The following is a 14548-nucleotide window of genomic DNA, read 5'->3' on the forward strand; positions in this document are numbered from 1 at the left end:
GAACTACGTTATAGATATTAGCAAACAAGGCATTTGAAAATTGCTATAATCTATTGTTCCATCTAAATTCATATATATTATTAGGTGTAAATTTTTATGGGTTCTCCAATGAATCGTCTGTCTATTTTTGTAGATGGAAACAATATGTTCTATGCTCAACAAAAAAATGGCTGGTTTTTTGACCCGCGGCGAGTCTTAGAATACTTCAAACACGAGCAATCAGAAACAACATTAATTAATGCCTTCTGGTACACTGGCTTAAAAGATCCACAAGATCAGCGAGGTTTCAGAGATGCTCTAATTAGTCTAGGATATACAGTACGAACTAAGATTCTGAAAGAATATTATGATGATACGTCCGGTCGCTACTCGCAAAAAGCGAATTTAGATATTGAAATTGTTGTAGATATGTTTAATACAGTAGACCAGTATGACCGAGTAGTATTATTCAGTGGTGATGGAGATTTTGAAAGAGCAATCGAACTATTACGCTCAAAAAATACACATATTACGGTAGTATCAACGGAAGGAATGATTGCTAGGGAACTACGCAATGCTACTGATAGATATATAGATTTAAATGATATCAGAGATCAAATAGAAAAAACTGAAGGTTAGTAGCTTTAACAATTATTTACAAAAATAAGAGTAAAAGAAAAACTAGGGTTGAAGATATATTAAGCCACAAGTAAACACTAAACAAGAAACGGCAAATGACAAACAAAACAGATCGAATCATCATTTTTGATACAACATTGCGAGATGGAGAGCAGTGTCCGGGAGCGACTTTGAATATAGACGAAAAGCTAGTTATTGCCAAGCAATTAGCGCGTCTAGGTGTAGATGTAATTGAAGCAGGCTTTGCCTTTGCCAGTCCTGGAGATTTTGAAGCAGTCAAGAAAATTGCTCAAATTGTCGGGACAGAAAATGGCCCGGTAATTTGTAGTTTGGCAAGAGCGATTAAAGCAGATATTGAAGCGGCTGCGGAAGCATTAAAACCAGCAATTAATGCCAGAATTCACACATTCATTTCGACTTCTGATATTCATTTAGAGTATCAATTGCGAAAGTCACGGGCAGAAGTGCTAGCGATCGCCGAAGAAATGGTAGCCTATGCCAAGTCCTTCATGACAGATATCGAATTTTCGCCGATGGATGCGGCCCGTACCGATCCAGAATTTCTATATCAAGTTTTAGAACGAGCGATCGCAGCTGGTGCAACAACAGTTAACATTCCCGATACTGTAGGTTACACAACCCCTAGCGAATTTGGGGCAATGATTAAGGGCATTATCGAAAATGTCCCCAACATCGACCAAGCGATTATTTCCGTTCACGGCCACAATGATTTAGGCTTGGCAGTTGCTAACTTCTTAGAAGCTGTGAAAAATGGCGCGCGGCAACTAGAATGTACAATCAATGGCATTGGCGAACGCGCCGGCAATGCCTCACTAGAAGAATTGGTAATGGCGTTGCACGTGCGGCGGCAATATTTTAACCCTTATCTCGGCAGACCAGAAAATTCTCAAGAATCCTTGACAAATATCGACACTCGACAAATTTATAAAACCTCACGCTTAGTTTCCAATTTGACGGGAATGTTGGTACAACCAAATAAAGCGATCGTCGGGGCGAATGCTTTTGCCCATGAGTCTGGAATTCACCAAGATGGTGTGTTAAAGAACAAACTCACCTATGAAATTATGGATGCCCAATTGATTGGCTTGTCAGACAATCAAATAGTTTTGGGCAAACATTCGGGTAGAAATGCTTTCCGCACCCGATTAAAAGAATTGGGCTTTGAACTGTCGGATACTGAGTTAAATAAAGCCTTCGTCAGATTCAAAGAAGTAGCAGATAAAAAGAAAGAAATTTCTGATTGGGATTTGGAAGCGATCGTTAACGATGAAATCCAACAAGCACCCGATTTATTCCGGGTAGAGTTGGTGCAAGTTTCCTGTGGTAGCAACGCTCGTCCTACTGCTACAGTTACTCTGCGTACTCCAGAAGGTGAAGAATTAACTGATGCTGCGATCGGTACTGGGCCAGTTGATGCAGTTTACAAAGCCATCAATCGGGTGGTGAATGTGCCCAACGAGTTGATTGAGTTTTCTGTGCAGTCAGTAACAGGTGGTATTGATGCCATTGGCGAAGTAACGATTCGTTTACGTTATGAATCTAAAGTGTTTTCTGGTCATGCAGCAAACACAGATATCATCGTGGCATCCGCACAAGCTTATGTAAATGCGTTGAATAGGTTGTATGCATCTTTGCAAACTCAACAAAAGCCAGAGGAAGTAACTGCACAAAAAGTCTGAGATCGGAATCTGTGAAACTGCCAGTTTTTAGCTGATGCTAACAAACTCCTCTCCAACTTTGGGGAGGAGTCATTTGTGAATTCCAAAAAATCGTTGGAAATTATGCTGACAGAAAAACATATAACTATCAGAGAAGCTACTACCAAAGAAGATTCACTGATTGCAAAACACTTTTACCAAATGTGGTTAGATATTGGTGTTGATGAGAGCAATATACTTCTGGAGTCGCAGAATATTACCCTCCAATTTATAGAAGAAGCGCGTCGAGATTTGTTTTACAAGGCTTTTGTTGCAGAGATTGATAATACAGTTGTGGGTTCTATAAGTTGTCAACTGTTTGCAGGCTTATACCCGAATGTTTTCAAAGATGAATACCGCAAATTTGGATATATTTGGGGTGTTTACGTTGAACAATCTTACCGCAGACAAGGAATTGCCAAATCTCTAACTAATAGAGCAATTGAATATTTAAAAGCGATCGGTTGCACGCGAGTAGTTCTTAACGCGTCACCATCGGGTAAACCAGTTTACTCCAGCCTCGGTTTTGCTGAAGGGAATATAATGCAATTAGATTTGATTTAACAAAACAGAATTCATTTCTGAATTCTGTGTAACTAGCGGATGAATAAACCTAAATCCGATAGGATAAGTTTCTCGCTCAAGAAGCATCCGTGTTTGCTCATATTCGGATTTGTACAACAGGTCAATTTTATTGGGTTGATTATGAATATTGTTTACTTTTTTAGATTTTTCGATTGACTTGTATGCATAAAACTTTATTCTGAGAAACGATGTTTATAATCAGTCAGCTTGTATGAGTAGCGAAAAAACTACAGAATTGCCACTCTGGGTACAAGATAGAGATATAGTCATTGCTCATGATGAAGAAGTACAGTGGCGAGAAGGAAAACGCCCTGATTATTCTTACACCAATGAATTTCTTCATCAAGAGAGTAAATTTCAGCATCCTGAAGGTTCTTTAGAAGCGATCGCTCAAAATTTAGTCCGAAATTTTGAGATGGAAGCTTCTAATAAATCTAATCCTCAACAGTGGCTTTCGATTGTTACTGATAAGTTTAAAATGAGTACTAATGGAGGGCAACAATTCACTGCTGAGGATGTTGCAACTGAAGGAACTTATAATCTGTTTTTGGGTGAAACTGAGCAATACAGTTCTGAAACAGAAACCTTTGAATCTTCATTTCAAGTTTTTCATACAGCCTTTCCTAATGGCTTTCTTTGGGAATTAACAGAAATCCTTTCGGGGCCGCCTAATGTTACCTTTAAGTGGCGACATTGGGGAACATTTAATGGTTCCTATAAGGACTATGCACCCACAGGTGAAACAATAGAAATCGTCGGAGTTAGTATTGCTCGCGTGACTAATGATTTGAAGATTGAGTCTTTAGAGCATTATTTTGATAATAATGTCTTTCTTCAGAAATTAACGGCAGGTGGTTGTCCTTTCCATTCTCAAAATCAGAACAGTCACTAATTTTGGTTTAGTTATAGTCTATCGAATAGCACACTCGATCGGCGCTCTTAGTAAACAGTAGTGAATGTCGATCGAGTGATTACAATCATCGAACATCTGCAATTGAAGACTTATTATTAAAACTGATGAGGGAATACGGATAAATTTTAATAAATTGAAAAATGCCGTTCATGGTATTCGTGTTTGCACAGTAGTAGCTGGTGTGTTGACTGAAGGTGTAAACCCAGCCAGTTTACCTGACTTCTGGGGTACAAAGTCAGTTTCTTTGCTACCTTGAACCTCAGATAAGTAGCAATCTCGCACTGCCAACAACAAGCCTTTGATGGCATCTGGTGCGCCTGTTTTAACTAAATCGTCTGCCTTTTTGAAAAAATGCGATCGCCATTTACCATCGTTATTGCCATATAATTCTATTAAATACCAACCTGCAAGATACTCAGCTAAAGGATCGAGACAGAAACGGATTCTGTCTTTGGCAGAACCGATAGTTTGAATCAGGTGTAGGCGCTTTTCCAGATAATTGAGGTGTGCTTCGGGGTCATCAATACCCAAAGCTGCTAATGCAGCAATAGCATCTGCACGCTTGGCGGTTCCTGGTTGATAACTTTGCTGCAAGCATTCCCAGGCGATGGTTTTGGCAATTTGATGAACAGTGCGGTCATCAAATTGATTGTCTGTAACATCACGATTGAGTTCATTGATATAACCCAGCATCAAATTAGGAATATTCTCTGGCAACGCAGAAATATTAGATGTAACATCTTTACTGGCGATTAACTGTTCAGCATAGAGTTTAGCCAGCAAGACAGTAATATTATTTTGACCGACCATCAGAGAAAGACGGTTACAAGCGTCAAAAAATTCCTGGTCAGTAAAGCGATCGCGTTTACCTCGCTGCATGAGATAAGCTTCCATAAAGGACGATAGTTTATTCGCCTCAATCCGCAAAGGTTTAATTATCGTCTTATTAACCCGCCCCAGCTTTTCCTCAATTCGGGAAGTAATCACCAATGCATTCACTGGAAACTCTGGCGACTCCGGCTCAATTGCTTCTCGTGTAGTGGCATTCATTTCTGAGAATCGGTCTACAATTACTAGAATGCGTTTTTTTCTTAACAAACGTAACAGTAACTCTTGACAAATCGGCTCTGGTTCATCAATTAAAGCTTGCAACTGTCCTCTGATAGCTTCTATAAGCGGCGACTTACCTTCAGTTACCCGAAATTCTTCTTCTAACAGCACAGGTAACATCAAATGTTTGCAGAGTTGTTGGTCTTCATCCTCAGCCATTGCCCATCCAGCGATTCGACACGCTAAACTGGTTTTACCTACACCCCCTTCCCCACCAATTACTAGACAGCTACGTTGTTTCTCGAAAGTTGAGCGCAAGTTCTCATTCATCAGTTGGGGAACTGTTGTACCATCCAGAACAACGGGAATGGGAATGTAACAGGCGCGACTGCTAACCGTATCCTTTTTGGGAAATTGTTCGCGGGCTGCTTTGATATATTTAGTTACCCACGCATCTAATACTCTGGGATGGTAATGAAACCAGCCAACAAATAGTACATATCGCAGAGGTACATTGACGCTGATAAATGGGAGAGAAAAATCTGTGTAAGGTTTGAGGGCGTTGTTAATTTTCAACAACCATAAAGGGGCTACCCGCAAGAGAATTAACCACACGGAAGGTAATAAGATCAGGTAGGCGGCAATTCCCAAGAGTAATTTATGCCCAAATAGCCATTCTAGAACTCTATCAAAGAGGCGAGTTTCTTTTTCTGCTTTCAGGGCATTCAGAGGGCGACGTATCAGCCTAGTGTCCGTCTCTGTGAATTTATCTTTGTGTTCTTGGATAGTTGTCAATACCTGCTCAAAGTCTGAGATGACTTTCTGCAACTTTGAGCTAGGTAAAGCATTTGCTTTATCCTGAAAGCCTGCCGCTATTCCTCCTAAACCTTTGATAGCACCTAAACGCACGTAAAACTGGTTATCATTCAACAGGGCAATTAAATTAGGGACAGCCGATACTGCTTCTGTACCCATTGCACCCAAGGCGTAGGCAGAATTGTAACGTACAGCGGGGTTATTATCTTTCAGGGCAGCAGTTAATACTGGGACAGCTACTTTCGCTTCTACACCAATTTTTCTGAGTGCAGAAGGAACATAAATGCGAACGAATTGCTCCTTGTCTTGTAATGCCGCCATCAACGATGGAACTGCTGCTTTGGCTGCTGTACCAATATTTCCTAAAGCTAAGGTGGCGTACAAGCGCACTTGTCCATCCTCATCGTGCAATGCTGCACTTAAGGCTGGGACTGCTGGTGCTGCTTCTGCACCCAAATCTCCTAAAACCGAAGCGGCGTGCCAGCGAAGATTAATATCCTGATTTTTCAACGCTTCAATCAGAGACGGTACTGCTGGCGAACCAATATTAACTAATGCATCTGCGGCAATGCTACTGATGTGAGCATCGTTATCTATTAGCTTCTGAATTAGAGGAGCAATTTTGCTGTCAGTAGTAATTTGCGCCCAGCTATTGCTTGTGCATAGTAGGAACAGCGTCAGGCATAAGACAACCACCTTGAGCGCACTAAGTAATACTTGTCTGGTGTGCTTTGTCATTGAATCGGATTGAATCACCCGATGAACAACTCCAGTCAGAGAAACTACACTTAGATTGTAATCTAACTGTGAATGCGGGTTAGCGATGTCTATGACGGGCTACGCTTACGTACTGCTTTGTCCACGCTTTGCTCAAGCTTGATTAGCATTGGGATTTAAACGTATCATAATTTTCTCTGGTTATGTCAAATTTTTAAACTGTGCCTAACATCCACCTTGACGAAACACCTTGGTACGAGAAAGGTAAATATGAATGGTTAGGGTAGCGATTACAAAATACAATTGCGGTTTACCACATCGGTAGTCGTCACCAGGAAGGTAAATACTTACGGCATTTGTGGGATGGTTAATTACCAATCAATAATTGCTTTTGATGTAACAATGCTGTTAGAATCTATATCAGAATATTAATTATATAAAGCTAAAAAATATGTACATCCAAATTAAACCAGAACTAGAGCAATTTATTCAGGCACAGCTTGCAAGTGGTAGATTTACTAATGCAGATGATGTCATCAATGAAGCCTTTAAACTGTTACAAGAAAGAGAACAGCGAATTGAAGAATTACGGCAAAAAATTTCTGTAGGAACTGAGCAAATTGCTAAGGGACAAGTAACTGACGGCGAAGTGGTATTTGCCAGATTACAAGAAAAAATTCGTCTAATTGCTGAGGAGTCCTCTGAATGAGTAATTATTCATTTTCAGATGCAGCAATTCGAGATTTAGATGAAATTTGTGAATATATTGCTCGGAGTAGCCCAAAAGCAGCCAGTAAACTTTTTGATGACATTCGCTCCAAATGTAAATTAGTAGCGAGTTTCCCTAATATGGGAAAAAGCTATGGAAGGCTTGTACCAAATCTGGGCGGTTTTGTTGTGGATGATTACATTATATTTTACTATCCAAGAGAAGACGGAATTAGTATTACTCGTGTTGCCAGTGGTTATCAAGATTTAGAATCTTTGTTCGTAGATTAATAATTAAACTAAACTGTAACTATGTTTTTGATCTAGTACTTATCGCCCGATTCAGGGGCATAAAACTAACTTAGTACAATACAAATACGATACAAGAAAATTGTAGGTTGGGTGGAGGCTTTGCGTAACCCAACATCCTGATATATGTTGGGTTGCGCTCCGCTTCACCCAACCTACGTCTACGTCTAATGAACTATTTTGCGTAGATAGTCCACTACGTGCATTTCAAAAATCAAATACTAGTCCTATAGTATTTCAAAATACTTCAATATGGACTGATTTTAAACTGTTTGGTGAGCCACGTATGGCAGGTGTAGAAGCTAGTCAAGTCATGAACGATTACAAGAAAATTAGATTAAGTCCTCAATACTCAAAGTTAAGAACTATTGACACAGCCCTAATTTGTAAAAAATCAGTTAATTGGTTAAAAAATACATTATCTGGCTTGTCTGGTAAAAATGTAATTATTAGCCATCATGCTCCTAGTGCAAAGTCTATACCTTTTCAATATCAAGAAGATATTTTAAGTGCTGCTTATGCTTCAAATCTTGATACTTTAGTTGAGGAGTCTGGAGCATTATTATGGATTCATGGCCACATTCACAATCAATTAGATTATCAAATCGGTTTGACTCGCGTTATTTGTAATGCGCGTGGTTATCCAGATGAAAAAAATAATTACTTTAATCCAGGATTGTCAGTAGATATTTAATAAATATAGCAATCCGATTTGATTTTTAAAAAAATCTAAGCATAACCTTCAGATAACACTGCAACGTCTCTAATTCACTGTTACTAGGTTAAGCCAAGAGACGCGATGAATCGCCGTCTCTACAAAAGACTGATGATTGTAGAGACGGCGATTTATCGCGTCTTTGTGATGAGTTATCGCATCTTTAGCAATCTAAAATTTTCATCAAAAAACCTTAATCGAACCGTATTGTAATAACTATAATTCATTCTTGCAGTCAGCGAGTTGCAACCTAAGATGATGAAATTACTGAACCATTAGCTGGATAACAAAGGCTATATTCAGTATTCAAGGATATGGGTGCATTTACCATTGATTATGAATCAGCCTACAACAAAATCTTGGCAAGAAGTCCTCGCTGCTTTTAAAAAAATCTGGGGTTATGAAGATTTCCGTCCACCACAGGGAGAAATTGTCAGTAGTTTATTATCACAAAAAGATGCGCTGATTATTATGCCTACAGGTGGCGGAAAGTCGATTTGTTTTCAACTTCCCGCACTGCTACAAACAGGATTAACTTTGGTAGTTTCGCCCTTAGTGGCGCTGATGGAAAACCAAGTACAGGAACTACGAGAAAGCCACCAGAAAGCAGCACTTTTGCATAGTGAATTATCTTCATCTCAACGCCGTGCAACTCTGCAAGCTTTAGAACGCCAACAGCTAAGATTACTATACTTGTCACCAGAAACTTTACTAAGTGTCCCAGTGTGGGAAAGATTATGTCACCCGCAATTGCAAATTAATGGTTTGATTTTAGATGAAGCTCATTGTTTGGTGCAGTGGGGTGATACTTTTCGCCCAGCTTATCGCAGATTAGGGGCGGTGCGTCCGGCATTGCTAAAATCAAAACCACCAGGAACAAAAATTAGTATCGCCGCTTTTACTGCTACTGCTGACCCCTCAGCCCAAAAAATTATTCAAACAGTTTTACAATTACAGCAACCAGAGATTTTTCGCTTGAATCCCTACCGTCCGAATTTGCATCCCAGCGTTCGCATCGCTTGGACACCACGAGGTAGAAAACAACAATTATTAAAGTTTATTCAAAATAGACCGCAACAATCGGGATTAGTTTATGTTCGCACTCGGAGAGATAGCGAAGATTTAGCCCAATGGTTAGCAGAGATGGGTTACGCTACAGCTAGTTATCATGCGGGATTGGGTGCAACCGAACGCCGTGAAGTAGAAGCAAGCTGGTTAAGTGGCAAAATCCCCTTTGTTGTGTGTACCTGTGCGTTTGGTATGGGGATAAATAAAAGTGATGTGCGCTGGGTAGCACATTTTCACGCGCCGCATTTGCTATCTGAATATGTGCAAGAAATTGGCCGGGCTGGAAGGGATGGGAAACCAGCAGAAGCGTTGACGTTGGTGAGTGAACCTACGGGGTGGTTAGATGCAGGGGATAAGCAAAGACAGGAGTTTTTTCAAGAACAAATGCGATCGCAACAACAAATAGCGCAGCAACTTGTGAAAAAATTACCAAAACAGGGAGAAGTTAACGCAGTAACTCGACAATTTCCCGAAGGTGCTACAGCTTTAGCTTTACTCCACAGCAGTGGTCAGCTAAACTGGCTTGATCCTTTTCACTACACCATTAAGGAAGCCGTGAAAAATCAACCAGCGACCCAATTACACGCCGCCAAACAAATGCAGCAATATTTGACTACAAAGCAGTGTCGTTGGCAGTTTTTGTTAAACGCCTTTGGTTTTGACAAAGAAGCAACTAACCTGCGTTGCGGACATTGCGACAATTGCCGCTAAAGTGAGGTTGCGATCGCAGAAGAGTTTCTCGCCAAATACTTAGGCGGTAGATTTGAACCTTTGGCAGATATCCCCGGTCATTCAGGAATAGTTAAATAAAGTTTCAGTATTGTGGTTACTGTCATTTACTGACCACATTAATATTTTTAATTTGCAATGATTCATCGATACAACAACTGATTCCTAATTTCATCAGCTGACCTTAAACTGAGATTCTAAGTTAGCATTATGGACAAATTTGAGAAAAAGTCAGGTTTTTTATCGCAGAGTTTGTATAAACTCTTACTGCTAATTCTTCCGGTTCTCCTAGACAATCACCATAACATCCGTTAACAAAAGCTGTCCCTCGATCTCCAACTAACTCAAGAACAAAACGACCTGCTTCTCCTCCGGCAGAAAAATCAGTTTGCTGATAGTGTCTACCTTCTGCAAACCCCTGTGTTTGTATATGACCGATGTACTTTTTAAGTTCTTTGCAGTCATTCAATTGAGTAATTGCTTGTTTGTAATAAGAGTTATACTCTCTAAAACCTAGATAATTTCTATATTCAATTGGTATGATTAATCCGGGAGTGAGATTTGTAGTAAAAGCTATACAATAAGAAATTAAAACTATTGTCAACAATAGAACTATATTTTTGAAATTATGCTGCCTCCGATATTGCTTTTGAATTTTACAAGATATATAAATACAAACAGCAGGAAATATTAGCAAAAAGCTACAAAGAAGATTCAGTGAAATAAAGATATCTATATATATCAGTTTAGATGTTAATTTTAATGCTTTATCATTTGAATTTCTTTTTATCAAAATACTATCAAGTGTTAAAGTTATAATTAAAATTATTGGAGATATAAACAGAAAAGCAGTCAGTAAATATAAATATATCAAAATACTATTAGTATTAAGAGGTAAAATTATTAAATTAAGAATACAACCTATAAACACAGCAGTAATAGCGGCGAAAAAAGAAAAGTTTTCACACCGATCGTTAAAAGTAAAAATAGTCGCTGTACTGCAAGATAGAGCAACAAATAATGCCATCGAAAAACTAAAAGGAAAATCACCTGGATTATTTAACCAAACTCCAACAAAATCATCTCTGAAAATAATACTTGGTAAGGCTAATAAAATTAGAAAGGGCAAACTAACGATAAATATTAACCTAGTAATAGCTGTGGCTGATGCTGTAGAATTTAAATAGTTATAACTTTTCTGCATTTTCAATTTTTTATCCATAGCAGTTGATTTAAATACTTAATTAGTAACTAGGAAATTGCAAATAAATAGTTGATCGTCTGTCTGCCTTTTAAATTTAAACTAAGAAATGGCATCAGCCGCATTGCTTTATCCAGCGTTGAGTACTTGTTCTGCGGTTAGCTGGAATTCTGGGAAAATAGTAGAAGCGATCGCACAAGAGGTTCTCGCCAAATACTTTGTAATACTCAAGCTCCATATCTCTTACTTCCGGTAGTTTCGACCATAGTAACATTCACGAGCTTTAAGCACTCTGATGCTCAGACTCTTCCTTTTGCAAGAGAAAATCGAGATAGTCTTGTAATTGTAATAGCCTCGCTCCAGATAGCTGGCGTAACTTAGCTAAAATCATTTCTTCTTGCTGCCACTGGGCAACGGGAATAATTTGAGATGCTGGTACCTCAATCGTCACATGGGGCAAATCAAACCCTTCCAGACTATACCCGTCTTCTTCTCCTTCAGGCATGGGGTAATATTCCACAATTGTTCCAACATTCCCTCGCTTCAGGTTGTATTCTGGTAAATCTTGCGCTAAGGCAACTTGAGAGAATAAGGGGTACTGTACCTTCATGAATTCGCTCCTTGATGTGGCACTAAGGTAACAAATTTGGTTGTATCGTTTGCAACCATCCAAATGGTTAAGATATTGAGTTCAACGCCATTAATCCCTCGCAGACACGCACGAATGGCATACTTCTGCCCATAACGAGTTGTTTTGATCGCCTCGGCAGGTTGTGTTAAAACTTGAGCGCGTAGATCACGTTCGAGTTGTTGCCAGTTGTCTAGTGTGTACCCAGCCCTAGCTAGAAATTTAGATTTATCGTCTTTTGGCAACGGCACAAGCAGATACTTGGTTAGCTTTTCTTCTGCGATTATTGCATCCTGCGGTAAAAAAGCCATTGACTCATGGCATCAATTTTGGCTAGGAATTATTGACTATATTTTACTCTGGGACGCTGGTCTTCTGCATATTTGAGATATTGCTTTATCCCGCGTTGAGTACTTGCTCTACAGTTAGCTGAAATTCTGGGAAAATAGTAGAAGCGATCGCAATATTTCCAGTAAATCTGGTTTCTTCATAAAACCCGTCAACTAATATCAGAACGGTAACTGCATTTATTTGTGGATCGACAATCCAATATTCAGCAATTCCCCTTGCGGCATACTCGGAACGTTTGTAGCGATAGTCCCGATCTTCGTTAGCTTTGCCAGGAGAAACGACTTCAACAACTAATGCTGGAGGTGGCATATCCAGCGTAATTGTGGATCGCGTTGCACCTTGTAAGGCTGTTGCAAGTTCATCCGTCAACACAACTAAGTCAGGAATGCGAGTTGTCGCACGAGAACCAGCAACAACAATTTCAACTTTGTTACTTAACCGATTGAACGGCACGAACTTGAGAAAATTGACCAGCAAAAAGAGAGATATCTGGACATTTTTTGGGCTTTCGGGTGGCATTGCAACTAACTCACTTGCCACAAGTTCATAATGACTATCCGTGCCATCGTCATATTTCAAATATTCCTCAAGCGTTAGACGTTTGCCAGTGATTGCAGTCATTGAATTATTCAATCCTAAATCCAAAATTTGTCAGTAGGAAAATACTATAGTACCTACAATTCAGTACACTTCATCATGAGTGCCGATATCAATTAGCAAAATTTCTTCTTCCCCAGATTCTATATTTTGTACAAAGTTAAAGACAATGCGACAATCATAGTCCACTGAACACGCCTAAGCTCCAGACAGTTTGCCTTTAAGTTTATGAGTCTGCAACAATGGATCAAATGGATCGGCGGTTAGTAGTGCTAACCGCTCTCCAATCCGCTCTTGTAATTCTGGCTGTCGTCGTACCAATCGCTTAAATGCTCGTTGAAACGATGATGCCAGAACTATAGCTCTCACTTGCGTAACTCATCCATGATTTGAGTAACAGTTCCACGGAACACTTTACCCGTCTGATATTCTACTTGTGCTTGAGCGATATTAGCAGCAATTTCAGAACGCCGCCGTTCTGCTAGTCGATGACTGATCAGATCAATTAATGTTTCTTGTTCATCTACTGATAAGTCTTCAATGCTTTCTAAAACTCGATCTAACCTGGAAACTGAAGTCATTATTTATTGTTACCTTGCTTGCAGTACATAACTATTACATAACTCCTAAAATTGCTGCAAAAACCGCAAATCGCTAGCATACAAGCGACGAATATCATCGATTTGATGTAACACCATTGCAAAGCGTTCTACACCAAAACCAGCAGCAAATCCAGTATAAACTTCTGGATCATAACCCACAGATTTAAGTACATTTGGATCGACCATACCGCAGCCCATAACCTCCAGCCAGCGTCCATTCCACTGCAAATCCACCTCAGCCGAAGGTTCAGTAAAGGGGAAATAACTGGCGCGGAAACGAATTGGTAAATCGCCAAATATTGCTTGTAAAAATACTTTAATTGTGCCTTTGAGGTCTGTAAAAGTTAGTCCCTCATCAATGGCTAAAAGTTCTATTTGATGGAAAACTGCCGAGTGAGTCGCGTCTACATTATCTCGCCGATAAACTCGCCCTGGAGCCACGACCCGAATCGGTGGTTCTTCTCTTTCCATGTAACGAATTTGTACTGATGAGGTGTGAGTCCGTAAAAGATTACCATCTGGCAGGTAGAAGGTATCCTGCATATCACGGGCGGGGTGGTCAGGTGGGGTGTTGAGAGCCTCGAAATTATAATAATCTGTTTCCATCTCTGGCCCTTCAGCCACGGTGTAGCCCATACCGACAAAAATATCCAGTGCCCGGTCGATAATGCCGTTGAGGGGATGAATGCGACCTTGGGGGCTATAAATTCCTGGCATAGTTACATCCAGAGTTTCCGCCTCTAGCTGTACCTGAATTTGCGCCGCTTCCAGGGCGATACGTTGCTGGTCTAGACTAGTTTGCAAGGATTCTTTGACTGTATTGGCGATCGCTCCAATTTTTGGCCGTTCCTCTGCACTCATTTGCCCCATACTTCGCAACAGTGCCCCCAGTTCCCCTTTTTTACCCAGATAGTTAACTCTGAGTTCTTCCAGACGTTCTAAGGTGTCGGCGGCTGCGATCGCTTTTTCTCCTTCTTGCCGCAGTGCTAAAAGTTGAGCTTCTAAATTGCTAGTCATTAGTTATTAGTCATTGGTCATTAGTCATTAGTCTATAGTCAAAAGCTGTGAACTGGTCGATAAATAAACTTATAGTCATACCATTAACATCAGCTAAAGGTGAGGTTGAAACCAAACCTCTGTTTATCAGTTATAGACAATTGGGCTAGTACAGCGAGCGTGTAAATCCAGCTAACATCTCACTTAACCAGACTTGAGGATTGAGC

At 40.0% G+C, this 14548-nt stretch carries 17 protein-coding genes; 9 read left to right on the top strand and 8 right to left on the bottom strand.

All coding sequences use genetic code 11. From position 1 onward, the window contains the following. The first annotated feature begins 96 nt into the window (after window positions 1–96). The 4 genes from V7K61_RS00910 to V7K61_RS00925 all read left to right on the top strand — a co-directional run bounded on the left by V7K61_RS00910 (window position 97) and on the right by V7K61_RS00925 (window position 3813). Window positions 97–618, top strand: coding sequence for a LabA-like NYN domain-containing protein (locus V7K61_RS00910; protein ID WP_041565194.1), 522 nt, complete (start codon window positions 97–99; stop codon window positions 616–618). Between the two features lie 95 nt (window positions 619–713). Next, window positions 714–2318 carry a 2-isopropylmalate synthase gene (locus tag V7K61_RS00915; protein ID WP_335050112.1) on the top strand — a complete coding sequence of 535 codons (1605 nt, stop codon included), beginning with the start codon at window positions 714–716 and terminating at the stop codon, window positions 2316–2318. A 75-nt stretch (window positions 2319–2393) separates the two neighbouring features. Then, entirely contained in the window at window positions 2394–2900 is a 507-nt protein-coding gene (locus V7K61_RS00920) for a GNAT family N-acetyltransferase (RefSeq protein ID WP_442936284.1), read from the top strand. Between the two features lie 232 nt (window positions 2901–3132). Continuing rightward, the gene (locus V7K61_RS00925; RefSeq protein ID WP_335050114.1) at window positions 3133–3813 is read left to right on the top strand and encodes an ester cyclase; all 681 of its coding nucleotides are present in this window, start codon (window positions 3133–3135) and stop codon (window positions 3811–3813) included. Between the two features lie 168 nt (window positions 3814–3981). Here V7K61_RS00925 and V7K61_RS00930 read toward each other — a convergent pair whose 3' ends face one another. Beyond that, window positions 3982–6438: a HEAT repeat domain-containing protein gene (locus V7K61_RS00930; RefSeq protein ID WP_335050116.1), complete on the bottom strand. Its 2457-nt coding sequence runs from the start codon at window positions 6436–6438 to the stop codon at window positions 3982–3984. Window positions 6439–6868: 430 nt separating this feature from the next. Between V7K61_RS00930 and V7K61_RS00935 the strand changes: the two genes are divergently transcribed. The 4 genes from V7K61_RS00935 to V7K61_RS00950 all read left to right on the top strand — a co-directional run bounded on the left by V7K61_RS00935 (window position 6869) and on the right by V7K61_RS00950 (window position 9928). Continuing rightward, on the top strand, window positions 6869–7126 hold the full coding sequence (locus tag V7K61_RS00935; protein ID WP_335050118.1) for a type II toxin-antitoxin system ParD family antitoxin: 258 nt from the start codon (window positions 6869–6871) through the stop codon (window positions 7124–7126). Then, window positions 7123–7416 carry a type II toxin-antitoxin system RelE/ParE family toxin gene (locus V7K61_RS00940; protein ID WP_335050120.1) on the top strand — a complete coding sequence of 98 codons (294 nt, stop codon included), beginning with the start codon at window positions 7123–7125 and terminating at the stop codon, window positions 7414–7416. The genes V7K61_RS00935 and V7K61_RS00940 overlap by 4 nt, the downstream gene beginning before the upstream one ends. 304 nt (window positions 7417–7720) lie before the next feature. Further along, window positions 7721–8128, top strand: a complete 408-nt coding sequence (locus tag V7K61_RS00945) for a hypothetical protein (protein ID WP_335050122.1) — start codon at window positions 7721–7723, stop codon at window positions 8126–8128. Window positions 8129–8485: 357 nt separating this feature from the next. Next, window positions 8486–9928 (top strand): RecQ family ATP-dependent DNA helicase, encoded by a 1443-nt coding sequence (locus V7K61_RS00950; protein ID WP_335050124.1) that lies wholly within the window; start codon window positions 8486–8488, stop codon window positions 9926–9928. Between the two features lie 226 nt (window positions 9929–10154). Here V7K61_RS00950 and V7K61_RS00955 read toward each other — a convergent pair whose 3' ends face one another. Beyond that, complete coding sequence (locus V7K61_RS00955) at window positions 10155–11168, bottom strand: hypothetical protein (protein ID WP_335050126.1); 1014 nt, start codon at window positions 11166–11168, stop codon at window positions 10155–10157. 88 nt (window positions 11169–11256) lie between these two features. Between V7K61_RS00955 and V7K61_RS00960 the strand changes: the two genes are divergently transcribed. Continuing rightward, the gene (locus tag V7K61_RS00960; RefSeq protein ID WP_335050128.1) at window positions 11257–11403 is read left to right on the top strand and encodes a hypothetical protein; all 147 of its coding nucleotides are present in this window, start codon (window positions 11257–11259) and stop codon (window positions 11401–11403) included. Window positions 11404–11430: 27 nt separating this feature from the next. Here V7K61_RS00960 and V7K61_RS00965 read toward each other — a convergent pair whose 3' ends face one another. The 6 genes from V7K61_RS00965 to pheS form a co-directional block, all read right to left on the bottom strand. Further along, window positions 11431–11757, bottom strand: coding sequence for a DUF4926 domain-containing protein (locus V7K61_RS00965; RefSeq protein ID WP_335050130.1), 327 nt, complete (start codon window positions 11755–11757; stop codon window positions 11431–11433). Further along, complete coding sequence (locus V7K61_RS00970; RefSeq protein WP_335050132.1) at window positions 11754–12086, bottom strand: DUF6883 domain-containing protein; 333 nt, start codon at window positions 12084–12086, stop codon at window positions 11754–11756. Before V7K61_RS00970 ends, V7K61_RS00965 begins: the two co-directional genes overlap by 4 nt. Before the next feature lie 85 nt (window positions 12087–12171). Beyond that, window positions 12172–12747, bottom strand: a complete 576-nt coding sequence (locus tag V7K61_RS00975; protein WP_335050135.1) for a Uma2 family endonuclease — start codon at window positions 12745–12747, stop codon at window positions 12172–12174. Between the two features lie 174 nt (window positions 12748–12921). Then, complete coding sequence (locus tag V7K61_RS00980) at window positions 12922–13092, bottom strand: type II toxin-antitoxin system RelE/ParE family toxin (RefSeq protein ID WP_335050137.1); 171 nt, start codon at window positions 13090–13092, stop codon at window positions 12922–12924. Then, window positions 13089–13304, bottom strand: a complete 216-nt coding sequence (locus tag V7K61_RS00985; RefSeq protein WP_099100612.1) for a hypothetical protein — start codon at window positions 13302–13304, stop codon at window positions 13089–13091. Before V7K61_RS00985 ends, V7K61_RS00980 begins: the two co-directional genes overlap by 4 nt. 45 nt (window positions 13305–13349) lie before the next feature. Then, window positions 13350–14342: a phenylalanine--tRNA ligase subunit alpha gene (gene pheS, locus V7K61_RS00990; protein WP_335050140.1), complete on the bottom strand. Its 993-nt coding sequence runs from the start codon at window positions 14340–14342 to the stop codon at window positions 13350–13352. Window positions 14343–14548 lie beyond the last annotated feature (206 nt).

Source organism: Nostoc sp., from assembly GCF_036918015.1.
GTDB lineage: Bacteria > Cyanobacteriota > Cyanobacteriia > Cyanobacteriales > Nostocaceae > Nostoc.

What these genes read in the sequence shown, in the direction of transcription:
- V7K61_RS00965 (WP_335050130.1), bottom strand. Translation starts at nt 11,757, where the DNA reads ATGAAGGTACAGTACCCCTTATTCTCTCAAGTTGCCTTAGCGCAAGAT.
- V7K61_RS00910 (WP_041565194.1), top strand. Translation starts at nt 97, where the DNA reads ATGGGTTCTCCAATGAATCGTCTGTCTATTTTTGTAGATGGAAACAAT.
- V7K61_RS00945 (WP_335050122.1), top strand. Translation starts at nt 7,721, where the DNA reads ATGGCAGGTGTAGAAGCTAGTCAAGTCATGAACGATTACAAGAAAATT.
- V7K61_RS00970 (WP_335050132.1), bottom strand. Translation starts at nt 12,086, where the DNA reads ATGGCTTTTTTACCGCAGGATGCAATAATCGCAGAAGAAAAGCTAACC.
- V7K61_RS00950 (WP_335050124.1), top strand. Translation starts at nt 8,486, where the DNA reads ATGAATCAGCCTACAACAAAATCTTGGCAAGAAGTCCTCGCTGCTTTT.
- V7K61_RS00925 (WP_335050114.1), top strand. Translation starts at nt 3,133, where the DNA reads ATGAGTAGCGAAAAAACTACAGAATTGCCACTCTGGGTACAAGATAGA.
- V7K61_RS00975 (WP_335050135.1), bottom strand. Translation starts at nt 12,747, where the DNA reads ATGACTGCAATCACTGGCAAACGTCTAACGCTTGAGGAATATTTGAAA.
- V7K61_RS00985 (WP_099100612.1), bottom strand. Translation starts at nt 13,304, where the DNA reads ATGACTTCAGTTTCCAGGTTAGATCGAGTTTTAGAAAGCATTGAAGAC.
- V7K61_RS00940 (WP_335050120.1), top strand. Translation starts at nt 7,123, where the DNA reads ATGAGTAATTATTCATTTTCAGATGCAGCAATTCGAGATTTAGATGAA.
- V7K61_RS00930 (WP_335050116.1), bottom strand. Translation starts at nt 6,438, where the DNA reads ATGACAAAGCACACCAGACAAGTATTACTTAGTGCGCTCAAGGTGGTT.
- V7K61_RS00935 (WP_335050118.1), top strand. Translation starts at nt 6,869, where the DNA reads ATGTACATCCAAATTAAACCAGAACTAGAGCAATTTATTCAGGCACAG.
- V7K61_RS00960 (WP_335050128.1), top strand. Translation starts at nt 11,257, where the DNA reads ATGGCATCAGCCGCATTGCTTTATCCAGCGTTGAGTACTTGTTCTGCG.
- V7K61_RS00955 (WP_335050126.1), bottom strand. Translation starts at nt 11,168, where the DNA reads ATGGATAAAAAATTGAAAATGCAGAAAAGTTATAACTATTTAAATTCT.
- pheS (WP_335050140.1), bottom strand. Translation starts at nt 14,342, where the DNA reads ATGACTAGCAATTTAGAAGCTCAACTTTTAGCACTGCGGCAAGAAGGA.
- V7K61_RS00915 (WP_335050112.1), top strand. Translation starts at nt 714, where the DNA reads ATGACAAACAAAACAGATCGAATCATCATTTTTGATACAACATTGCGA.